Genomic DNA, 21832 nt, shown 5'->3' on the forward strand with positions numbered 1-21832 from the left:
TGCGGAACCGCGACGGCATAGAGTAGTGGCCGGAACGCCATGCAACCGGAGGTTCTGGCCATGCCGAGGAAGCGGCCCCCGCACCGCGTCGCGATCGTCGCGCCGTCCCCCGTCTCCATGTTCAACCTGGCCATCCCGGAGATGCTCTTCGCCAAGGTCGAGGTCGACGGCGCCCCCGGCTACGAGGTGACGATCTGCAGCTCGGACGGCGGCCCGGTGGTGACGACCGGCGGCCTGGACCTCCAGGTGGGCCGGGGCCTCGACGTCCTGCGCACCGCCGACACCGTGGTGCTCGCGGGCACCGGCGAGCGCTACGAACCCGATCCGGTCGCGGTCGCCGCCGTCCGCGAGGCCGCCGCCGCGGGCAAACGGATCGCCTCCATCTGCAGCGGCGCCTTCCTGCTCGCCGAGGCCGGGCTGCTCGACGGCCGCAGCGCCACCACGTACTGGGGAATGGCGGACGAGCTGCGCGAGCGCTATCCGGCCCTCGACCTCAGGGGCGACGTCCTCTACGTCCAGGACGGCCAGGTTCTGACCGCCTCCGGTTACGCCGCCGGCATCGACCTCTGCCTGCACATCATCCGCACCGACTACGGTGCCGCCGTCGCCAACGAGGTGGCCCGCCTCGCCCTTGTCGCACCCGTACGACCGGGCGGGCAGACGCAGTTCACCCAGACCCCGCTGCCGCCCGAACGCGGCACCGTCTGCGCCGACACCCGGGGCTGGGCCATGCGCAACCTCGACAAGCCGCTCACCCTCACCGACCTGGCCAGGCACGCGGGCGTGAGCGTCCGCACCCTCACCCGCCGCTTCCACGCGGAGAGCGGGGTGAGCCCCCTGCAGTGGCTGCTCCACCAGCGTGTCGAGCGCGCCAAGGAACTCCTGGAGACCACCGCCCTCCCCATGGACCAGGTGGCCCGCGCCTGCGGCCTGGGCACGGCGGACTCGCTGCGCGGCCACCTGGTCCGCCGCACCGGGCTGACCCCGAGCGCCTACCGGACGCAGTTCAACCGCCTGGGAACCGGAGCGGCGGACGTCACGTCATCGGTCGCATGACGAGTGATCGCGCGATCGACACCCCGATGATCCGCAGGGCACGGCCGGGCGACGCGGAGGCCATCGCCGACCTGCACTTCCGCGCCCGCTCGACCTACTACCCCGACGGTCTCCCGCCGTCCGACTTCGACTGGCGCGCCGCCTGGCTGGGCTCCGTCGAACGCCCCGACGCCCAGGTGCTGTGCGCGGTCGAGGACGGCCGCGTCGTCGCCGTCGCCTCCTTCCGCACCCCGGACGGCGGCCCGGAAGAAACGGTCAAGCTGTTCCAGTTCCACGTCGACCCCGACCGCTGGCGCTCCGGCCTGGGCACGGCTCTGCACACGGCCTGCGTCGAGCAGTGGCGGGCCGACGCCCGGCGGACCGCCGTACTCGACGTTCATGTCGACAACGAACGGGCGCAGGCCTTCTACGTCCGTCAGGGCTGGCTCGCCGATCCTGCCGACGGTGATCACCATCTGGGGATGCGGCTGGCCCTCGCCGGGGAATGAAGCGGGCCGCAGGAATGTTCACGGGGGAGACGGAGGGACTCTCCGTCATCCGCACACGTCCTGGAAAGAGCCGAAGAAGATGCGCGTCGAAATCTGGTCCGACATAGCGTGCCCCTGGTGCTATGTCGGAAAGGCCCGCTTCGAGAAGGCCCTCGACGCCTTCCCGCACCGCGACGGCGTCGAGGTCGTCCACCGGTCCTTCGAACTCGACCCGGGCCGCGCCAAGGGCGACATCCAGCCCGTGCTGAAGATGCTCACCAAGAAGTACGGCATGAGCGAGGCGCAGGCGCAGGCGGGCGAGGACAACCTCGGCGCGCAGGCCGCCGCCGAGGGCCTCGACTACCGCACCCACGACCGCGACCACGGCAACACCTTCGACATGCACCGCCTCCTCCACTTCGCCAAGGAGCAGGGCCGCCAGGACGAGCTGATCCAGGCGCTGTACAAGGCGAACTTCGCCGAGGAGCGGTCCGTGTTCGGCGACGACGAGCGCCTCGTCGAACTGGCCGCCGCCGTCGGCCTCGACGCGGACGCCGCCCGCAAGGTGCTGGCCGACCCGGGCGCCTACGCCGACGACGTCCGCGCCGACGAGCGCGAGGCCGCCGAACTGGGCGCGAACGGCGTGCCCTTCTTCGTCCTCGACCGCAAGTACGGCGTCTCGGGCGCCCAGCCCGCCGAGGTCTTCGCCCAGGCACTGGCCCAGGCGTGGGGCGAGCACGCACCGCTCAAGCTGATCGACAACGGTGATGCGGAGGCCTGTGGCCCCGACGGCTGCGCGGTGCCGCAGGCCTGAAAGCCGCAGGTCGGGGGCGACGCATAAGCATCGCTTAGAGGATTCACGCAAAAACGCGCAATGGACGAGGGGCGCACGGCACCGCAGAGTGGAGCCATGGAGACCTTCGAGAGCCTCGTCCGCGCCGAGTTCGCCCCGAAGAACACCTACCTCAACACGGCGAGCACCGGCCTCCTCCCGAGGCGCACCGTCACCGCCATGCACACCGCCGTCGAGGCGGCCTCGGTCGGCACACCGACCGACATGTTCGACGACGTCGAGGCCTCCCGCGCCGCCTTCGCCCGCCTGTCGCGGGTGCCGGTCGGCCGGGTGGCGGCCGGCGCCTCGGTCGCGGTGTACAGCGGACTGATCGCCTCCTCGCTCCCGTCCGGAGCCGAAGTCCTCACCGCCGAGGCCGACTTCAGCTCGGTCGTGAACCCCTTCCACATGCGCGCCGACCTCAAGGTGCGTGCCGTTCCGCTGGAGCGGATCGCCGAGTCGGTACGCCCCGGCACCGCGCTCGTCGCGGTCAGCGCCGCCCAGTCCGCCGACGGCCGGATCGCCGACCTGCCCGCGCTCCGGGCGGCGGCACACGAACACGGGGCGCGTACGTACGTCGACGCCTCGCAGGCCGCCGGCTGGCTGGACCTCGACGCGGACGCCTACGACTACGTCGCCGCCGTGGGCTTCAAGTGGCTCTTCTGCCCGCGCGGGGTCGCCTTCCTGGTCACCCCGGAGGACCTCGGCGGCCTCAACCCGGTCTTCGCCGGCTGGGTCGCGGGCGAGGCCCCGTGGGACAGCTGCTACGGCCCGGTCGCCGAACTCGCCCACTCCGCCCGCCGGTTCGACGAGAGCCCGGCCCTCTTCTCCTACGCCGGTGCCCGCCACTCCCTCGCCCTGCTGGAGGAGTTGGGCGTGACCGCCGTACGCACCCACGACCTCACCCTGGCCGACCGCTTCCGCGCGGGCCTGGCCACCCTCGGCCACGAACCGGTCGCGTCACCGGGATCCCCGATCGTGTCGGTACCCGGACTGGGCCACCGCCAGGGCGAGTTGAGTGCGGCCGGAGTCGAAGTCTCGAACAGGGCGGGGAACTTGCGCGCAGCTTTCCACCTCTACAACACCAGCGAGGACGTCGACCGCCTGCTGGACGTCCTCGTCGGCTGAACGCCGACAGAGGTACGGCGGGTCAGCGCACCGGTGTGAAGTCCCTCGCCCCGATGAACTCCGGCCGGCGCACCGGTGCCGCGAACGGCTCGACCGCCTTGTTCTCCACGCTGTTGAAGACGATGAACACGTTGCTGCGCGGGAACGGGGTGATGTTGTCGCCCGAGCCGTGCATGCAGTTGCAGTCGAACCAGGTCGCCGAACCGGCCCGGCCCGTGAACAACTTGATGCCGTACTGGGAGGCCATGTCGGTCAGGGCTTCGTCGGAGGGGGTGCCCGCGTCCTGCATCTGGAGCGACTGGCGGTAGTTGTCCTCGGGGGTCGCGCCCGCGCAGCCCAGGAACGTGCGGTGCGAGCCCGGCATGATCATGAGGCCGCCGTTGGTGTCGTGGTTCTCGGTGAGCGCGATCGACACGGACACGGTCCGCATGTTCGGCAGACCGTCCTCGGCGTGCCAGGTCTCGAAGTCCGAGTGCCAGTAGAAGCCGCTCGCCCCGAAGCCGGGCTTCACGTTGATCCGGGACTGGTGGACGTACACGTCCGAGCCGAGGATCTGCCGCGCGCGCCCGACGACGCGCTCGTCCCGTACGAGCCGTGCGAACACCTCGCTGATCCGGTGCACCTCGAAGACGGACCGGATCTCCTTCGACTTCGGCTCGACGATCGACCGCTCGTCGGCCCGGATCGCCGGGTCGACGACAAGGCGCTCCAACTCCCGCCGGTAGACGTCCACTTCGTCGTCGCGGAGGAGTTCCGGCATGGCGAGGAAGCCGTCGCGCTCGAAGGCCTGGAGGTCGGCCGTCGGGATCGGCCCCGGGGTGTCCGGGGAGCCCCACACGACGGGGTCCTTGCGCGGGACGGACACCTCGGTGGTGCCGCGGCTGGGGTACAGGTCGGTGACGGTGGGGGCAGTGGTCATGTTCGTCAGCCCTCCTCGGGTTCGGTCCGCTGGGGGTCCCCCCAGGCATTCGGCTCTGGGGGAGGGTAGACGCCGTTCTCGTCGTGGTCCTCCCGTCCGGTGACGGGCGGGTTGAAGACACAGATGCAGCGGAAGTCCTCCTTGATCCGCATCGTGTGCCGCTCGTGTCCGTCGAGGAGGTACATGGTCCCGGGCGTGATCGTGTACGTCTGCCCGCTCTCGTTGTCGGTGAGTTCGGCCTCGCCCTCGACACAGACGACGGCCTCGACGTGGTTCGCGTACCACATCGACGTCTCCGTCCCCGCGTACAGGACGGTCTCGTGGAGCGAGAAACCGACCCGCTCCTTGGCGAGGACGATGCGCTTGCTCTCCCAGGTGCCGGACGCGGCCCTGATGTGCCGGTCGGTGCCTTCGAGTTCCTTGAACGAACGGACAATCACGGTGCTGTGACGCCTCCTTGACGTGGAGTCGGATGGTCGGTCGGGTCAGGCTGTTCAGACGGTTTCGCGTACGGCGCGGGCGAGGACGCTCATGCCCTCGTCCAGTTCCTCGGGGGTGATGGTCAGCGCGGGGAGCAGTTTCACGACCTCGCCCTGCGGGCCCGACGTCTCGACGAGCAGGCCGAGTTCGAAGGCGCGGGCGCAGATCCGCGCGGCGCGCTCGGGATCCTTGAACTCGATGCCCCAGACCAGTCCGCGGCCCCGGTACTCCTTGACGTCGGCGAGGTTCTCCTCGGTGATGGAGATCAGCCCCTGCTCGACCTGCTCACCGCGGGTGCGGGTCTGCTTCTCCATCGCGGAGCCGTCCGCCCAGTACGTCTCCAGGGCGGCGGTGGCGGTGACGAACGCCGGGTTGTTGCCGCGGAACGTGCCGTTGTGCTCGCCCGGCTCCCAGATGTCCAGCTCCGGCTTGAACAGGCACAGCGACATCGGCAGGCCGTAGCCGCTGATGGACTTGGAGACGGTGACGATGTCGGGCACGATCCCCGACTCCTCGAAGGAGAAGAACGCGCCGGTGCGTCCGCAGCCCATCTGGATGTCGTCGACGATGAGGAGCATGTCCTGGCGTTCGCACAACTCGGCGAGCGCGCGCAGCCATTCGGGGCGGGCGACGTTGATGCCGCCCTCGCCCTGCACGGACTCGACGATCACGGCGGCGGGCTTGTTGAGACCGGAGCCCTGGTCCTCCAACAGCCGCTCGAACCACAGGAAGTCGGGGACCTGCCCGTCGAAGTAGTTGTCGAACGGCATCGGCGTCCCGTGCACCAGCGGGATACCGGCCCCGGCCCGCTTGAAGGCGTTGCCGGTCACGGCGAGCGAGCCCAGCGACATCCCGTGGAAGGCGTTGGTGAACGACACGATCGACTCGCGGCCCTTCACCTTCCGTGCCAACTTGAGCGCGGATTCAACGGCGTTGGTGCCGGTCGGGCCCGGGAACATCACCTTGTACGGCAGGTCGCGCGGGCGCAGCACCAGATCCTGGAAGGTCTGCAGGAACGCGCGCTTGGCGCTGGTCGACATGTCCAGCCCGTGGGTGACGCCGTCGCGCTCCAGGTAGTCGATCAACGCCCTTTTCAGGACAGGGTTGTTGTGCCCGTAGTTGAGCGAGCCGGCGCCCGCGAAGAAGTCGAGGTAGGCGTGGCCGTCCTCGTCGTACATACGGCTGCCCCGGGCCCGGTCGAAGACGGTGGGCCAGCCGCGGCAGTAGCTGCGGACCTCGGACTCCAGGGTCTCGAAGACGCTGAGATCGGGCTGGGTGATGGTCACGCGAATCGCTCCTAAAAGGGTGTGGGGGGTACGCGGAGGCTGCGTCTGCCGCGTCTCAGAGACTCAACGGGCCGATCTGGTACAGCACTTCGGGGTCGTGCGGTCCGTCCGGGAAGTCACCGGCCTCGAAGAGCACCGTGCGCTCGACGGTCGCGCCGTGGCGTTCGGCGTACGAGGTGAAGAGGCGCTCGGACGCGGTGTTGCCGGGTGAGATCGTGGTCTCGATGCCGGTCACGCCGTACTCGGCGGTGACCCGCTCGGTGAGCCCGTCGAGCATCCGAGCGGCCAGCCCACGGCCACGCTGCGCGGCGTCGACGGCGACCTGCCACACGAGCAGGGTGCCGGGCCGGTCCGGCGGGATGTAGCCGGTGACGAAGCCGACCGGTTCCCCGCGCTCGTCCCGCACGACGGCGGAGGTACCGGCGAAGTCCCGGCACCACAGCAGATAGCTGTACGACGAGTTCAGGTCGAGGGCGTTCGAGTCCTTGGCAATACGCCAGAGCACGGAGCCGTCGGCCACCGTGGGGCGGTCTATGTGCAGGTCTGCTCGGGTGGCGGTCATGCAAATTGAATTTACCGAGGGAAATTCGAAATTGCATGGAGGGATGAGGTTACGTCTGAGGCTGCGCTGTGTTATCACGCGTGCGGGGACGACGTTATGTGTAGATTTGCCCAGCACGAAAAGGACGAATACACCCGCCTGTGCAACGGGTCACAAGGGCGTAACCCTCACGAGATCTACGCGAATTATTTGCGTTTAGGTGTGCGAAAATCGGGCAGAAGAATTCTGGAATTACATCCGAATTAGGCGCCGGTCATTCCGTCGATGCTTTCCCGCAAGATATCGGCGTGACCGTTGTGCCGCGCGTACTCCTCGACCATATGAATAAGCACCCACCGCAGACCGACCTCGACTCCGACCCTCGGCCCGTCCAGGATCCGCCCGGGAGCGTCCGGCGCCTCCTCGACACCGCGCCCGGGGGTACCTCGGCCGAGGGTTAACGCCACGCCCCGTCCGCGGCCGCCCGAGCACCCTCCAGATCCACCGGTACCCCCTGCTCGGCCAGCGCGGCGCCCAGTGCTGCCAAAGAGCTCTGTACCGCGTCCGGTGTCGCGTCGAGTCCGTAGTGGTTGACCCGGATCATCTCCTTCGAGAGGGGGCCGCCGCCCGCTGCCAGGGGCAGGGCCGGGTCCGTCGCCAGGGTCCTGGCCACCAGGTCCGACGCGATGATGCCCGGCGGTGTCCTGAGCGTCGTGGCGACCGGTGCGGCCTCGGACGCGTCGTGGACGTACGGCTCCAGGCCGCCGCCCAGGGCCAGGGTGCCCGCCCGAGTCGCCGCGGCCGCGACGGCGTGGCGGCGCATCACCGTGTCGAGGCCCTCCGCCTCGATCCGCTCGACGCATGCCTCCAGCGCCAGCATCTCCAACTGGGCCGGTGCGTGCAGGAGAGCCTTGCGGCCCGCGTCCACCCAGCGGTCCTTCCAGTCCAGCAACGAGAGGTACGAGCGGCGCGGGGCCCCGGGGTTGGACGTCATACGGGCCCATGCCGACGCGCTCACCGACACCGCCGACACACCCGCGGGACCGCCCATCGCCTTCTGCGCCCCGATCACGCACAGGTCGACACCCCACGCGTCCGGCAGTACCGGCTCCGCGCCGATGGAGGCCACCGCGTCGAGGTAGAAGAGGGCGCCGTGCGCGCGGACGACCTCGCCGATCTCCGCGACCGGGTTGGTGTTGCCGGTCGCCGCCTCCGCGTGGACCAGGGACACGAAGTCGATCTCCGGGCGGGCCAGGAAGGCCTCCCGGATCTGCTCCGCCGTCACCGCCGTGTGGAAGGGGACCGCGAGGTCGATCACCTCGGCGCCGCAGTCCCGCAGCCAGTTCCCGAAGGTCTGCCCGTAGGGGCCGGTGATGACGTTCAGCGCGACCGTGCCCGGACCGGCCGTCGAACGGATCGCGCCCTCCAGCGGCAGCAGCGCCTCGCCCTGCATGATCACGACATCCTGCTCGGTGCCGAGCAGCCGGGCCACCCGGTCCTCGATCGAGGCGAAGTGCGCGGCGCTCAGCGGGGCCAGGTCGAGGAAGGGGTGCGTCACGGCGGTGCTCTTTCACTCGCGGGGACCAAGGCGTCCCGGGGATCGATGGGAACGAGCGTAACCGGCGCCCTTTGGACCCCTCTGACCGGCGACTTCTTAGCCCGTACGGCCCCCTGGCCGGCACCTCACCACGAGCGGTCCGCCCCGCCCCTCCGAATAATCGGAAGCCACAGTTCCGTCACAGGAGGCCTCCGTGAACACGCTCCTCGGCCGCCGGGCCCGCACCCTGGCCGCCACCACCGCGACGGCCGCACTCGTCCTCGTGGCTGGCTGCACGTCGAGCGACAGCGGCGGCAGCGGTTCGAAGACCGCCGCCGGTGGCGTCGAACTCGTCAAGGCCGGTCAGCTCACGACCTGCACCCACCTGCCCTACCCGCCCTTCCAGTCCGAGATCGACGGCAAGGTGCAGGGCTTCGACGTCTCCCTCATCGACCTGGTCGCGGGGGACCTCGGCGTGAAGCAGACGATCCTGGACACCCCCTTCGAGAACTTCAAGACCGGCGCCTTCCTCAACGCCGGCGAGTGCGACCTGGCCGCCGCCGGCATGACCATCACCGCCGAGCGCAAGAAGAACGTCGACTTCTCCGACCCCTACTTCGACGCCACCCAGGCCGTCCTCGTCGACAAGAAGAGCGGGATCACCTCCCTCGCCGACGTCAAGGCCAAGGGCAAGAAGCTCGGCGCGCAGGCACAGACCACCGGCGAGGACTACGCGAAGAGCAAGGGCTTCGACCCGGTCTCCTTCGAGTCCTCCGACGCCGTGCTCAACGGCCTGCGCACCGGCCAGGTCCAGGCCGTCATCATCGACTACCCGGTCGTCCAGGGCTGGCTCAAGACCAAGGCCAACGCGGACGCCTTCCAGGTCGTCGACAACCTCAACACCGGTGAGCAGTACGGATTCACGGTCAAGAAGGGCAACACGAAACTCCTCGCCGCCATCAACAGGGCGATCAAGGACGCGAAGGCCGACGGGACGTACAAGAAGCTGTACGAGAAGTGGATCGGTCCCTACGACGCCTCGGCCGCCTCGCCCTCGGCCTCATGACGGACCTGCGACTCCAGCCGAAGGCGAAGGGCCTGACGCGGCGTCAACGGCGCAGGCTGTCCAGGGGAGTTCAGTACACCGTGTTCCTCGGCGCGGTGATCGCCTTCGCGGTCACCGCCGACTGGGGCCGCCTGAAGAACCAGTTCGCGCAGTGGAGCATCGCCCGGCAGATGTTTCCCGACGTCATCACGCTGGCGTTGAAGAACACCGTGCTCTACACCCTCTCCGGCTTCGTCTTCGGACTCGTCCTCGGCATGGTCGTCGCGCTGATGCGGCTGTCGTCCGTCGGCCCGTACCGCTGGCTCGCCGGGATCTACATCGAGATCTTCCGCGGACTGCCCGCCCTGCTGATCTTCATCTTCGTCGGTGTGGCCGTTCCCCTCGCCTTCCCGGGCACGGAGATCGTCGGCGGTACGTACGGCAAGGTCGCCCTCGCGCTCGGCCTGGTGTCCGCCGCGTACATGGCGGAGACCATCCGGGCCGGCATCCAGGCGGTGCCCAAGGGGCAGTCGGAGGCGGCCCGCTCGCTCGGCTTCTCGCAGGCGCGGGCGATGGTGTCGATCGTCGTCCCGCAGGCGTTCCGGATCATCCTGCCGCCCCTCACCAACGAACTCGTCCTCCTCTTCAAGGACTCCTCCCTGGTCCTGTTCCTCGGCGTCACCCTGGAGGAACGCGAACTGTCCAAATACGGAAGGGACTTGGCGAGCACGACGGCCAACTCCACGCCCATCCTGGTGGCGGGCCTGTGCTATCTCCTCGTCACGATCCCGCTGAGCTTCGTGGTGCGCCGCATGGAGACGAAGACCGGGGAGGCCGTGCGATGACCGCCCCGTCAGGGAATCCAGGGAATCCCGAGATCGAAGTGCGTGGCCTGCACAAGTCGTTCGGCACGAACGAGGTGCTGCGCGGCATCGACCTGGAGATCGGACAGGGCGAGGTGGTGTGTGTCATCGGTCCTTCCGGCTCCGGCAAGTCGACGCTGCTGCGCTGTGTGAACCTGCTCGAAGAACCCACGAAGGGGCGGGTGTTCGTCGGCGGTACCGAGGTCACCGACCCCGATGTCGACATCGACGCCGTGCGCCGCCGTATCGGCATGGTCTTCCAGCAGTTCAACCTCTTCCCGCACCTGACCGTCACCGAGAACCTCACCCTGCCCCAACGCCGGGTCCTGCGCCGGGACAGGGCGGCGGCCGAGAAGGTGGCCGCCGAGAACCTGCGACGCGTCGGCCTGTCCGAGAAGGCCGACGCCCACCCCGCGTCCCTCTCCGGCGGCCAGCAGCAACGCGTCGCGATCGCACGGGCGTTGGCGATGGACCCCGAGGTCATGCTCTTCGACGAACCGACCTCCGCGCTCGACCCGGAACTGGTGGGCGACGTACTGGCGGTCATGCGGATGCTCGCCGACGAGGGCATGACCATGATGGTGGTCACCCACGAGATGACGTTCGCGCGCGAGGTCGCCGACCGGGTGGTCTTCATGGACGGCGGGGTGATCGTCGAGGACGGCACGCCGGACCGGGTCATCGCCGATCCCGCACACGAGCGCACCCGCCACTTCCTTTCGAGGCTCCTGGATCCCGCGATGGCGGATGTGGAGGACGATCAGGAAGGCGCCCCTTGAGGGGCGCGGGGAACCGCGCGACCAGCCCCCACCGACCCGCACCCGACGAACTATCGTGCGTCCCATGAGCGATCAACCGGTGCTGCACGTAAAGGGCCGGGTCCTGGTGGGCCCCGAGGACATCCGCGACGAACTCTGGGTCATCGACGGCCGCATCTCCTACGACCGTCCCGCCGATGCCGGTGACGTCCGAACCGTCGACGGCTGGACCCTCCCCGGCCTGGTCGACGCCCACTGCCATGTGGGGCTGGGCCCCCACGGCCCCGTCGACGCGGCCACCGCCGAAACGCAGGCCCTCACCGACCGCGACGCCGGCACCCTGCTCCTGCGTGACGCCGGCTCGCCGTCCGACACCCGTTGGATCGACGACCGCGAAGACCTTCCGAAGATCATCCGCGCCGGCCGGCACATCGCCCGCACCCGCCGCTACATCCGCAACTTCGCCCACGAGATCGAACCGGACGAACTCGTCGCGTACGTCGCCCAGGAAGCCCAACGCGGCGACGGCTGGGTCAAGTTGGTCGGCGACTGGATCGACCGCGACCTCGGCGACCTGTCGGCCTGCTGGCCGCGCGAGGCGGTCGAGGCGGCGATCACCGAGGCCCACCGGCTCGGCACGCGCGTCACCGCGCACTGCTTCGCCGAGGACGCGCTGCGCGACCTGGTCGAGGCGGGCATCGACTGCATCGAGCACGCGACCGGCCTCACCGAGGACCTCATCCCGCTCTTCGTCTCGCGGGGCGTCGCGATCGTCCCGACCCTCGTGAACATCGCGACCTTCCCCGACCTCGCCGCGGGCGGCGAGACCAGGTACCCGAGCTGGTCGGCCCACATGCGTCGGCTGTACGAGCGGCGCTACGACACCGTGCGCGCCGCCTACGACGCCGGCGTACCGGTGTACGTCGGGACCGACGCGGGCGGGTCCCTGGCCCACGGCCTGGTCGCCGCCGAGGTCGCCGAACTCGTCACCGCCGGCATCCCGGCCGTGGAAGCGCTGTCGGCGACCGCGTGGGGCGCGCGGCGGTGGCTCGGGCGGCCCGGGCTGGAGGAGGGCGCGTCGGCGGACTTCGTCGTGTACGAGGCCGACCCGCGCGCCGATGTGCGCGTCCTGGCGTCGCCGCGACGGGTGGTGCTGAACGGGCTGGTGGTCGAATAGTCGCCAGCCGATTCGAATGCGTTCACGGAAAACCCACGATGGGGTGAAGTGACGCAGGATCGCTGACGGTTCACCCTTCGTGGGTAATTCTTACCGGGTCCCAAGCATGTCTCTTCTGGGGGTCCCACACCTTGAACGGCACCAACTTCCGCATGCCCGCACGCCGTTGGGCCACCGTCGCCACGGCTACCGTCCTCGCCGCCGGTCCCGCGACGCTGGCCGGCGCGGGGTCCGCCCACGCGACCACCGACCAGGGTCGTGCGAGCGCCGTCGTACTGCGCACCGGGCTCGACGTGTCACTGCTCAACAAGACCGTGGACGTCCCGCTCGCGGTCTCCCTCAACGAGGTCCAGGCACCCCAGAGCGCCGAAAAGACCGCGCTCAGCGCCCGGTTGGACGGGGTGAACGGCGGGCAGCCCTTCAGTGTGCTCGACGCGGACGTCGCCACGGCGAAGGCGACGGTGTCCGCGACGAAGGCCCAGGGGTACACCGACCTCGCCCATGTCCGGCTCCATGTGCCCGGGCTGCCGTTGCTCTCGCTCATCGAGATCGACACGGTCACGTCCAGGGCGACGTGCGAGGCGGGGAAGGCGCCGGTTGCCACGTCGCATCTGCCGGGCGCGGTGACGGTGCTCGGCAAGCGCGTCACGGTGACCGCCAGTGGTCCTACGGAGGTTCAGGTGCCGGGGGTCGGGTCGGTACGCCTCGATCTGTCCAGGACCTCGACCACGTCCCGTACGGCGGCGGCCACCGCGCTCCAACTCAAGGTGTCCGTCAACCCGTTGAAGCTGAACGTGGCGGATGTGGAGGGGACGGTGACGTTGGCGCGGGCGACGTGTGAGGCACCCGAGGTCGCCTCGACGCCGTCAGTAGCCCCTGCGCCCGACGTGAAGTCGCAGGGGGCTCCGGCGGAGGCGGGGTTGGCCGAGACGGGGGGCAGCTCCATGACGCCGTACATCGCGGGTGGGGCGGTGTCCTTGCTGGCGCTGGGTGGGGGAGCGGTGGTCATGGCGCGCCGTCGTCGGGGCTGAGGCAACTACCTTTCCCACCCACCCGTCTCGGTTGGTTGAGAAGTGGGCCTCAACAGACCCCTCCCCTCACTTCCCCGACAACGTCACCGCCTGGTCCAGCGCCTGCAAGAAACGGTTCACCGTCGTCCGGTCCCGTACCGCCAGGCGGAGCCACTCCTCGTCCAACCCCGGGAACGTGTCCCCACGGCGAACAGCGAAGCCCAGGTCGCGCAGGTGGCGCCGGACGGCAACGGCGTTGGGGACGCGGACGAGGACGAAGGGGCCCTCGGCGGGTTCCATGACCTGGAGGCCGTCGGGGGCGAACTCGGCGAGGCCGGCGACGAGATGGGCGCGGTCGGCGGCGATTCGGTGGGCCGCGTGGGCTGCCTCCGCGAGGGCCGGTGCCTCCATGCACGCCTCCGCTGCGGCGAGCGCGGGCGTGGACACCGGCCACAGCGGCTGGGCCCGCTCCAGTTCCGCGATCGTCTCGGGGGCGGCCAGGACGTAGCCGATCCGCAGTCCCGCCAGACCCCATGTCTTCGTGAGGCTGCGCAGCACCACCAGGCCGGGGATGTCGGTCCGGCCCGCGAGCGCCTCGCGCTCACCCGGCACCGCGTCCATGAACGCCTCGTCCACCACCAACGTCCGCCCCGGGCGCGCGAGTCGGGCGATCGAGGCCGCGGGGTGGAGGACCGACGTGGGGTTCGTCGGGTTGCCGATCAGCACCAGGTCCGCGCCCTCGGGAACGGCCTCCGGGGTCAGCCGGAAACCGTCCGCCTCCCGCAGCAGCACCCGCTCCACCGCGTGCCCCGCGTCCCGCAGTGCCGCCTCCGGCTCCGTGAACTGCGGGTGCACGACCACCGGCTGACGGACCTTCAGAGCCCGGGCGAGCAGCACGAAGGCCTCGGCGGCGCCAGCCGTCAGCAGCACGCGGTCCACCGGCAGCCCGTGCCGCGCCGCGACCGCCGCCCGCGCCGCCCGCCCGTCCGGGTAGGCGGCGAGACCGGTCAGTGAGGCGGCTATTCGCTCGCGCAGCCACGCGGGCGGCGTGTCCGCGCGGACGTTCACCGCCAGGTCGATCAACCTGGCGCCGTCGTCCCGGACTTCGGCGTCACCGTGATGACGGAGATCATGGGTCCCACGCGTGGGGTCGTGGGCTCTGTCAGTGTGCATGGGCGTGCCCACCGTGATGGTGATGCCCGTGGTGGTGGCCGTCGTGGTCGTGACCGTCGTCGTCCGGGTGGAAGTGCGGCTGCTGCGGCTGCCCCACCTTGTCCTCGAAACCGGGCAGCGCGATGCGGTACACGCACGAGTCGCAGTTCATCCGCAGATCACCCTTGACCGCCTCCCGGTACCGCTCCATCACCAGGTCGAGCAACTCCGGCTCCGGGCCGATGACTTCGGCCGACCGTACCTCGGTCTCCGGGTGTGCCGCCGCCCAGCCCTCCGTCTGCTGCCGTACCCGGTCCGGCAGGATGCCCGTGAACAGGAAGTACGGCAGCACGACGATCCGTCGCGCACCCAGCTTCACACACCGGTCAAGACCGCTCGGCACGTCCGGCGCCGCCAGTGACACGAACGCCGGCTCCACGCCCGCGTAGCCGCGCCCCTCCCAGAGCAGCCGCGCCGCCTTGTGCACCTCGGCGTTGGCGTCCGGGTCCGTCGACCCGCGCCCCACGAGGAGCACGGTCACATCGGCCCGGTCCTCGGGGGTCCGCGCCGACTCGCCCAGCGCCTCGTCGAGCCGCCGCTCCAGCACCTTCAGCAGCGACGGGTGCGGGCCCAGCGGACGGCCGTACGTGTAGGAGATCCCCGCGTGCCGCTCCTTCTCCCGGGCCAGCGCCGCCGGGATGTCCCCCTTGGCGTGCCCGGCGGACACCAGCATCAGCGGCACGGCGGCGAACCGGCGCACCCCGCGCTCCACCAGCTCGGCCACCGCGTCGCCCAGCGGCGGCGGCGACAGCTCGATGAACCCGCCCGCGACGGGCAGTTCGGGGTGACGGCGGCCCAACTCCCGTACGAAGGACCGGAACGCCTCGGCTCCGGCCTCGTCCCGGGTGCCGTGTCCGGCGATGAGCAGGGCGGGCGGCGGGGTGGTCACGATGTCTCCTCGGACGGTGATTCGGATGGTGAAGTGGGGTGGTACAGCAGGGCGTTGAGGGCGGCCGCGGCGACCGCCGAGCCGCCCTTCTCGGACACGTTGCTCACGGCGGGCAGCCCGCTCGCGCGCAACGCGGCCTTGGACTCGACCGCGCCGACGAAACCGACGGGCAGCCCGATGACGAGTGCGGGGGAGGCGTCCAGCGTCAGCAACTCCTCCAGCGCGGTGGGCGCGTTGCCGATCACCCACAGGGCGCCGGGCCCGACCTCCTCGTAGGCGAGCCGGATCGCGTGCGCCGAACGGGTCAGCCCGGGACCGGACTCGGCGTCCTTCAGCCGGCACACGGTCCTGAGCCGCGTGATCCCGGCCGCGACCATCGCCACGTCCACGACCACCGGCGCCCCCGCGTGCAGCGCGCTGTGCGCCTTCGCCAACTCGCCCTCGTCCAGGACGAGATCGGTCGCGTACTCCAGATCGGCCGCGGAGTGGACGACCCGCTCCACGACCGCACGGGTCAGCGGCGGGAGGTGCGAGGTGTCCAGGCGGGCGCGCATCCGCCGGTACGACTCCACCTCGATCGGATGAACCACCCGGTCCCCGGGGATCATTCGGCCACCTCCTGCCAGCGGTACCCGCGCGGTGTCACCATGCGTCCGGCGATGTCCCGGGTCGCCGTGTTGCCCACGGTCACCACCGTCATCATGTCGACCGTCGCCGGATCCAGCGCCGCCAGGGTCGTCAGTCGGCTGGATTCGTCCGGCCGCGAGGCGTTCCGTACGACACCGACCGGCGTGCCCGGCTCCCGGTGCTCCGCGAGGATCGCGAGGGCCTTCGGGAGCTGCCAGTCACGGCCCCGGCTGCGGGGGTTGTAGAACGTCACCACGATGTCCGCCTCGGCCGCGGCCCGTACCCGCCGCTCGATGATCTCCCACGGCGTGTGCAGATCGGAGAGGCTGATGGAGACGTGGTCGTGGCCGAGGGGCGCTCCGAGGATCGCGGCGGCGGCCAACGCGGCCGTCACACCCGGGACTCCGACCACGTCGATGTCGTCCGAGGCCTCCGCCAGCGCGGGCGAGGCCATCGCGTACACCCCGGCGTCCCCGCTGCCGATCAGCGCGACCGCCTGCCCCTTCCGCGCCTCGGTGACCGCCGTACGGGCCCGCTCCTCCTCGGCGCCGAGTCCCGACTCCAGGACCAGCGTCCCGGGCCGCAGCAGATCGCGGATCTGGTCGACGTACTGGTCGAGCCCCACCAGCACGGCGGCGCGCCGGAGTTCGGCCTTGGCGCGCGGGGTGAGCAGGTCCCGGGCGCCGGGTCCGAGCCCGACCACAGCGAGCCGGCCGCGCGCGAGCCGCCGTACGACGGCACAGGTCGCCATCGCCGGCTGCCCGTCGGCGCGCTCCGACTTCCGCTTGGGGACCAGGAGTTCGCCACCCAGCGCGAGCGCCGCGGCCTCCGCCACCGACGGTGTGCCGACGGCCGCGAGCGGTGCCTCGGAGGGGTTGGGCACCTCCACGGCCGCCAGCTCCTCGGCGGAGTGGGTCACCAGCGGCACCCCGAGTCGCCGGGCCGCCTCGACGATGCCGGGCTCGTCCGACTTGGCGTCCACGGTGGCGAGTTCGGCGAGGGACTTCAACGAAAGCCCCGCATCACGCACCGCGCCCTCGATGAGCCCCACCACCTCGTCCACCGGGGCACCCTTGGACGCGCCGACCCCGACGACGAGCGACGGCGGCCGGAGTACGACCTCACGCTCGCCGGGTTCGGCTGCGCGGTCGGTGACCCTGATGACGTAGGAGCCGTTGTCCGACACCTTCAGCGGTGGCAGCGGCCACGCCAACTCGGCGTCCAGGGAGACCGGTTCGCCGTCGAGCAGTGCTCGCGACACCCCGGCGACATCGCCCTCGACCGGGAACCCGAGGGTGTCCAGGCCGGGCACACCGACCGCGTCCGTGGCCGTGGTGACGACGGGCTGGGCGGCCAGCGACTCGCCCACCTCCACGGCGAGTTCATTGGCTCCGCCGCCGTGCCCGCCGACCAGCGACACGGCGAACCGGCCGCCCTCGTCGACGCACACGACCCCCGGGTCGGTCCGCTTGTCGCCCAACAGCGGGGCGATCAGCCGTACTACGGCTCCCGTGGCGAGGAAGCAGACGAGCTGCTCGCACTCCGCGAACGCGGCCCGGACGGCGTCCCCGACGGGTCCCTCGTACACGCGCGTACGGTCCGGCCACGCGGCGGCCAGCCGGTCCCGCGCCGTCGCTCCCGCCGCGGTGGCGGAGATGAGGCCGATCACTGAGCAACTCCTTCAACAGACGCCGGAGGCCGGACGCCCCACAGCAGAAAAACGGGATTGGTCGCCGCCAGCCGGGTCACATCACCCGGCAGCGGCGCGAGCCGGGACGACTGCAGCAGCACCCCCTCGACCGCGAACCCGGCACCGCCGAGCGCCTCGCGGACCGCCGGTACCCGGTCCAGCGCGGCCATCGCGACGACCACGGTCCGCCGGGCCCGCCGCGCGCACGCGGTGACGATGGCGGGCAGTTCGCGCCCGCCGCCGCCGACGAACACGGCGTCGGGGTCGTCGAGGTCGGACAGCACGGTCGGCGCCGCCCCGTGCACGGTGTGGACGTCGACACCGTGCGCCTCGGCGTTGGCACGGATCCGCTCGACACCGTCCCGGGTCTTCTCGACGGCGGTGACGGCGGCGCCCAGCCGCGCGCACTCGACGGCCACGGACCCGGAGCCGGAGCCGATGTCCCAGACCAGTTCGCCGAGCCGCGGACCGATCCTGGCCAGTGCCAGCGCCCGTACCTCGAACTTGGTGATCATCGAGTCCCGGTGCTCGAACTCCCGCTCGTCCAGCGCCCATCGGGCCGGCCCGACGGCAGCCCCGGCGACCGTCCGCACGGCATTGAGAACACGGGTCTCGTCCAGACACAGGACCACGTTCACCGCCGTACCCCAGTCGCGGGCGGCGGCTTCGGCGGGCGTGACCCGCTCCACCCGCTCCTCCCCGGAGCCCAGCGCGGACGCGACGACCAGGACGCGGCCGGTGGTGCGGTGGGTGAGGGCGGCGCCCAGTGCGGCGGGTCCGGCCCCCGGTCCGGTGAGGACGGCGACCTTGGGATGCGCGCGGCACGCGTTGGCCGCCGTACGGAGATCGCGTCCGTGCGCGCTGACCACGACGGCGTCGTCCCAGGTCAGGCCCAGTCGCGCGAAGGCGGTGGCCACGGAGGAGACACCGGGGCGTACGTCGAGGGCGTCGGCGCCGAACCGTTCCGCCAGTGCGCGGACGATCCCGAAGAACCCGGGGTCCCCGGAGGCCAGCACGACGACCGGCTCGCCCTTCTCGACGGATGCCTCGATGGTGTCGAGGGCCGGCGCGAGCGGGCCGAGGACGATCTGCTCGGCGCCGTCCGGGAGCGCGGCGGCGGCCAGATGGCGCCGGCCGCCGACGACGAGCCGGGCAGCGGCGAGCACGTCGTCCGCGACCGGCGCGCCTGTCCCCGTGCCGACGACGGTGATCACGTGCTCGCACCCCGCGAGCGCAGGGCCCGGCGGGCCTCCGGGTCGGCCTTGCGGTAGCCGTGGAAATGGCCCGGGTGGTAGAGGTGCGAGCGGGTGCCGTGGGCGTCGAGGGCCGGGCCGACCAGGAAGAGGGTGTGCTTCCAGAGTTTGTGCTCCTTGACCGTCTCCTCCAGCGTGGCGATCGTGCACTTCACGATCAGTTCCTCGGGCCAGGTCGCCTGGTAGGCCACGACGACCGGGGTGTCCGTCGGATAGCCGCCCTCCAGCAGCTCCCGCACCAACTGCCCGCTGCGGGCGGCCGACAGGAAGATCGCCATGGTCGTGCCGTGGCGCGCGAACTCCCGCACCTCCTCCCCGGGCGGCATCGGCGTCTTGCCGCCGCCGAGCCGGGTGAGGACGACGGACTGCGCGACCTCCGGGATCGTCAGCTCGCGCTGCGCGAGGGCGGCCACGGCGGAGAACGCGGAGACACCGGGCACGATCTCGGTCTCGATGCCGATCGCGGCACACCGGTCGAGCTGCTCCTGCGTGCCGCCCCAGAGGGCCGGGTCGCCGGAGTGGATGCGTGCCACACGCAGCCCTTCCGCCCCGGCCCGCTCGTACACGGCGACGACGTCCTCCAGGGACATGGTCGCCGAGTCCAGGATCTCGGCGCCCTCGCGCGCGTGGTCGAGGACCTCCGCCTGGACCAGGCTGGCCGCCCAGATCACGACGTCGGCCTCGGCGATGGCGCGTGCGGCACGGAACGTCAGCAGATCGGCGGCGCCGGGACCGGCACCGACGAAGGTCACCTTGCCGGTGGGGGTATCGGCGGCGGCATCGGCCATGGGGTCGGATCCTCTCAAGCGGGACAAACAGAACGGGAACGTCAGTGCACGTGGGGGTGGAGTGGCCCAGGATGTGCGCGAACAGGGGTTGATCGGATAGCAAGGGGTCTATGGCGGTCTTCGTCGCGCTCGGCGCGTTCCTGATGACGCTGGCCGGCGGCTGGACGGCACAGCGCGTGACCGACCGCCGCCATCTCGTCCTGGGCCTCGCCGGCGGCCTGATGCTGGGCGTCGTGGGTCTCGATCTGCTGCCGGAGGCGCTGCGCGCGGCCGGTCGCGAGGTCTTCGGCGTACCGGCCGCTCTGCTGCTCTTCGTGGCCGGCTTCCTGGTGGCCCATCTGGTCGAACGCACGCTCGCCGCCCGCCAGGCCGCGCACGGCGCGGAGGAGAACAACGGCCGCGCGCCCGAGGTGGGCCTCACGGCGGCCGCCGCGATGGTCGGCCACAGCTTCATGGACGGGGTCGCGATCGGCGCCGCGTTCCAGGTGGGCGGCGGCATGGGCACGGCGGTCGCGCTCGCGGTCATCGCCCATGACTTCGCGGACGGCTTCAACACGTACACGATCACGAGCCTGTACGGCAACGCCCGCCGCAAGGCGATCGCGATGCTGGTCGCGGACGCGGCGGCCCCGGTGGTCGGCGCCGCCTCGACGGCGTTCCTGACCATCCCGGCCCCGCTGCTCGGCGGCTATCTCGGCTTCTTCGGAGGCGTGCTCCTCTACCTCGCCGCCGCCGAGATCCTCCCCGAGGCCCACCACGAACACCCCGCGCCCGCGACCCTGATGTGCACGGTGGCGGGGGCGGCGTTCATCTGGCTGGTGGTCGGCCTGGCCGCCTGATCTTCGGGGCGTCACAGTTTTCCGCCCCGCCCGCCCTCGCGCCGCGCGGGGGCGATGAGCGTCGACAGATAGGGCAGCGGCTCCCCGTCCAGTTCGGCGGCCGGCCGGATCGACTCCCCGTCCAGCCCGAGCGCCGACCCCCACACCGCGTCCTCGATCCGCCCGGTCTCGCGCAGCGCCTCTGCGACCTCGGCCGCCTGCCGCCCGAACTTGTACGCCACGACCGTCCCCGGCCCGGCCAGCGCGTCCTTGAGCACGGCGGACCCGGCGGTCACGGGCACGAGCGTCAACGGCTCGGTCCCTTCGGTGAGTACGGCCCCGGAGCGCGCGGCGAGATCCTGCATGGCGGTGATCCCCGGCACGGTCTCGACCACGACCCCCGGCACCAACTCCCCGATGGTCAGGGCGAGATAGGTGAAGGTGGAGTAGACGTTCGGGTCCCCGATGGTCGCGAACGCGACGACGCCGTGAGCGCCGAGCAGCTCGGCGACTTTCGCCCCGGCGGCGTCCCAGGCGGCCTCGCGCCGGGCCCGGTCGGTCCGCTCGTTGAGCGCGAACACGACCCGCAGCACCTTCTCCTGGGGCACGTAGTGCAGCACGGTGGCCTCGGCCCGCCCCCGCTCACCCGTATCCATCACAGGCACCACGACGACATCGGCGGCCCGCAGAGCGTTGACGCCCTTCACGGTCACCAGCTCCGGATCGCCGGGACCCACCCCGACTCCGATCAACCTGCTGCTGCTCATGACGTCCGGCACCTCTCCACGAACCGACGGGCCACACCGGGCTCGGCCGCCCAGTGCGTGTGCAGATAGCTCGCGTGCACACCCTGTTGTACGAAACCTTCGACCCGCCGCTCGGGGGCGCGCACCCCCCAGGCGGGAGCCGCCCCCGAGCCGGGCTCGACGACGGTCCGGTGGAACTCGTGCCCGCGCATCCGCGTCCCGGCCACGGCCAGCACACTGTCGCTCAGCGCGACGGCGTCCCGATATCCCAGGGTCAGCCGTTCGCTCATCCGCGCGGTGGCATCCAGTACCCCGCACATCGGCCGACCGTCCAACTCCCGCCCCAGATACAGCAGTCCGGCACATTCGGCGGCCACGGGAGCCCCGCTCCCGGCGAGCGCTCCAACGGCCTTGCGCAACGGCTCGTTGGCGGACAACTCGGCGGCGTACACCTCCGGGAACCCGCCCCCGATGACCAACCCGCGTGTCCCGTCGGGGAGTTCCTCATCCCGAAGGGGATCGAACACGACGACCTCGGCACCGGCCGCGGTGAGGAGCTCGGTGTGCTCGGCGTAGGAGAAGGTGAAGGCTGCTCCGCCGGCAACGGCAATTCTCAGCCCGTCCGGCGTTTGAGGACGAGGCCGTTCAGGCCGATGGGGGTCCGGGGGCGCAGCCCCCGGGGACGGGACGGGTAGGGGCGGCGGGGGCGA

23 protein-coding genes and 1 pseudogene are annotated in these 21832 nt (G+C 71.1%); 10 read left to right on the plus strand and 14 right to left on the minus strand.

The window, feature by feature from the left end; all coding sequences use genetic code 11:
* Positions 1-60 precede the first annotated feature (60 nt).
* From ACWDEW_RS10080 to ACWDEW_RS10095, 4 genes are all read left to right on the plus strand, one after another.
* Complete coding sequence (locus ACWDEW_RS10080) at positions 61-1056, plus strand: GlxA family transcriptional regulator (protein ID WP_450511329.1); 996 nt, start codon at positions 61-63, stop codon at positions 1054-1056.
* Positions 1053-1544 (plus strand): N-acetyltransferase family protein, encoded by a 492-nt coding sequence (locus ACWDEW_RS10085; protein WP_450511331.1) that lies wholly within the window; start codon positions 1053-1055, stop codon positions 1542-1544. The genes ACWDEW_RS10080 and ACWDEW_RS10085 overlap by 4 nt, the downstream gene beginning before the upstream one ends.
* A gap of 79 nt (positions 1545-1623) precedes the next feature.
* The gene (locus tag ACWDEW_RS10090; protein ID WP_450511333.1) at positions 1624-2337 is read left to right on the plus strand and encodes a DsbA family oxidoreductase; all 714 of its coding nucleotides are present in this window, start codon (positions 1624-1626) and stop codon (positions 2335-2337) included.
* Between the two features lie 96 nt (positions 2338-2433).
* A complete protein-coding gene (locus ACWDEW_RS10095; RefSeq protein ID WP_450511335.1) occupies positions 2434-3483 on the plus strand; it encodes an aminotransferase class V-fold PLP-dependent enzyme in 1050 nt (349 codons plus the stop codon).
* 22 nt (positions 3484-3505) lie between these two features.
* On the opposite strand, the gene thpD is transcribed toward ACWDEW_RS10095, so the two are convergent.
* From thpD to ACWDEW_RS10125, 6 genes are all read right to left on the minus strand, one after another.
* Positions 3506-4402, minus strand: a complete 897-nt coding sequence (gene thpD, locus ACWDEW_RS10100) for an ectoine hydroxylase (RefSeq protein ID WP_450511337.1) — start codon at positions 4400-4402, stop codon at positions 3506-3508.
* A gap of 5 nt (positions 4403-4407) precedes the next feature.
* A complete protein-coding gene (locus ACWDEW_RS10105) occupies positions 4408-4842 on the minus strand; it encodes an ectoine synthase (RefSeq protein WP_450511339.1) in 435 nt (144 codons plus the stop codon).
* Positions 4843-4896: 54 nt separating this feature from the next.
* Entirely contained in the window at positions 4897-6168 is a 1272-nt protein-coding gene (gene ectB / locus ACWDEW_RS10110; RefSeq protein ID WP_450511341.1) for a diaminobutyrate--2-oxoglutarate transaminase, read from the minus strand.
* A 55-nt stretch (positions 6169-6223) separates the two neighbouring features.
* Positions 6224-6730, minus strand: coding sequence for a diaminobutyrate acetyltransferase (gene ectA / locus ACWDEW_RS10115; RefSeq protein WP_450511343.1), 507 nt, complete (start codon positions 6728-6730; stop codon positions 6224-6226).
* A 242-nt stretch (positions 6731-6972) separates the two neighbouring features.
* Positions 6973-7176: a mycothiol transferase gene (locus ACWDEW_RS10120; protein ID WP_450511344.1), complete on the minus strand. Its 204-nt coding sequence runs from the start codon at positions 7174-7176 to the stop codon at positions 6973-6975.
* Positions 7167-8267, minus strand: coding sequence for a pyridoxal-phosphate-dependent aminotransferase family protein (locus ACWDEW_RS10125; RefSeq protein ID WP_450511346.1), 1101 nt, complete (start codon positions 8265-8267; stop codon positions 7167-7169). The genes ACWDEW_RS10120 and ACWDEW_RS10125 overlap by 10 nt, the downstream gene beginning before the upstream one ends.
* Before the next feature lie 193 nt (positions 8268-8460).
* On the opposite strand from ACWDEW_RS10125, the gene ACWDEW_RS10130 reads away from it, so the two are divergent.
* From ACWDEW_RS10130 to ACWDEW_RS10150, 5 genes are all read left to right on the plus strand, one after another.
* Positions 8461-9312, plus strand: a complete 852-nt coding sequence (locus tag ACWDEW_RS10130; protein WP_450511348.1) for an ABC transporter substrate-binding protein — start codon at positions 8461-8463, stop codon at positions 9310-9312.
* Positions 9309-10136 (plus strand): amino acid ABC transporter permease, encoded by an 828-nt coding sequence (locus ACWDEW_RS10135; RefSeq protein WP_450511350.1) that lies wholly within the window; start codon positions 9309-9311, stop codon positions 10134-10136. Before ACWDEW_RS10130 ends, ACWDEW_RS10135 begins: the two co-directional genes overlap by 4 nt.
* Positions 10133-10933 (plus strand): amino acid ABC transporter ATP-binding protein, encoded by an 801-nt coding sequence (locus ACWDEW_RS10140; RefSeq protein ID WP_450511351.1) that lies wholly within the window; start codon positions 10133-10135, stop codon positions 10931-10933. The genes ACWDEW_RS10135 and ACWDEW_RS10140 overlap by 4 nt, the downstream gene beginning before the upstream one ends.
* Positions 10934-10997: 64 nt before the next feature.
* Positions 10998-12089, plus strand: coding sequence for an amidohydrolase family protein (locus ACWDEW_RS10145; RefSeq protein WP_450511353.1), 1092 nt, complete (start codon positions 10998-11000; stop codon positions 12087-12089).
* A 131-nt stretch (positions 12090-12220) separates the two neighbouring features.
* Entirely contained in the window at positions 12221-13120 is a 900-nt protein-coding gene (locus tag ACWDEW_RS10150) for an SCO1860 family LAETG-anchored protein (RefSeq protein WP_450511354.1), read from the plus strand.
* A gap of 66 nt (positions 13121-13186) precedes the next feature.
* Here ACWDEW_RS10150 and cobC read toward each other — a convergent pair whose 3' ends face one another.
* Genes cobC through cobM form a run of 6 tightly spaced genes read right to left on the minus strand, consistent with a single transcriptional unit; the run spans position 13187 to position 19558 of the window.
* A complete protein-coding gene (gene cobC / locus ACWDEW_RS10155) occupies positions 13187-14272 on the minus strand; it encodes an Rv2231c family pyridoxal phosphate-dependent protein CobC (RefSeq protein ID WP_450511356.1) in 1086 nt (361 codons plus the stop codon).
* Complete coding sequence (locus ACWDEW_RS10160; protein WP_450511358.1) at positions 14262-15200, minus strand: sirohydrochlorin chelatase; 939 nt, start codon at positions 15198-15200, stop codon at positions 14262-14264. The genes cobC and ACWDEW_RS10160 overlap by 11 nt, the downstream gene beginning before the upstream one ends.
* Positions 15197-15808: a precorrin-8X methylmutase gene (locus ACWDEW_RS10165; protein ID WP_450511360.1), complete on the minus strand. Its 612-nt coding sequence runs from the start codon at positions 15806-15808 to the stop codon at positions 15197-15199. Before ACWDEW_RS10165 ends, ACWDEW_RS10160 begins: the two co-directional genes overlap by 4 nt.
* On the minus strand, positions 15805-17496 hold the full coding sequence (cobJ, locus tag ACWDEW_RS10170; protein WP_450511362.1) for a precorrin-3B C(17)-methyltransferase: 1692 nt from the start codon (positions 17494-17496) through the stop codon (positions 15805-15807). The genes ACWDEW_RS10165 and cobJ overlap by 4 nt, the downstream gene beginning before the upstream one ends.
* Entirely contained in the window at positions 17493-18731 is a 1239-nt protein-coding gene (gene cbiE, locus ACWDEW_RS10175) for a precorrin-6y C5,15-methyltransferase (decarboxylating) subunit CbiE (RefSeq protein WP_450511364.1), read from the minus strand. The genes cobJ and cbiE overlap by 4 nt, the downstream gene beginning before the upstream one ends.
* Positions 18728-19558 carry a precorrin-4 C(11)-methyltransferase gene (gene cobM / locus ACWDEW_RS10180; RefSeq protein ID WP_450511366.1) on the minus strand — a complete coding sequence of 277 codons (831 nt, stop codon included), beginning with the start codon at positions 19556-19558 and terminating at the stop codon, positions 18728-18730. Before cobM ends, cbiE begins: the two co-directional genes overlap by 4 nt.
* 110 nt (positions 19559-19668) lie before the next feature.
* Between cobM and ACWDEW_RS10185 the strand changes: the two genes are divergently transcribed.
* Entirely contained in the window at positions 19669-20397 is a 729-nt protein-coding gene (locus ACWDEW_RS10185) for a ZIP family metal transporter (protein ID WP_450511367.1), read from the plus strand.
* 11 nt (positions 20398-20408) lie between these two features.
* On the opposite strand, the gene cobI is transcribed toward ACWDEW_RS10185, so the two are convergent.
* Positions 20409-21155 (minus strand): precorrin-2 C(20)-methyltransferase, encoded by a 747-nt coding sequence (cobI, locus tag ACWDEW_RS10190; protein WP_450511369.1) that lies wholly within the window; start codon positions 21153-21155, stop codon positions 20409-20411.
* Positions 21140-21832 (minus strand): annotated as a pseudogene (locus ACWDEW_RS10195) (cobyrinate a,c-diamide synthase); the annotation flags it as partial. The gene cobI and the pseudogene ACWDEW_RS10195, both read right to left, overlap by 16 nt.

Source organism: Streptomyces sp. NPDC001100, assembly GCF_053598575.1.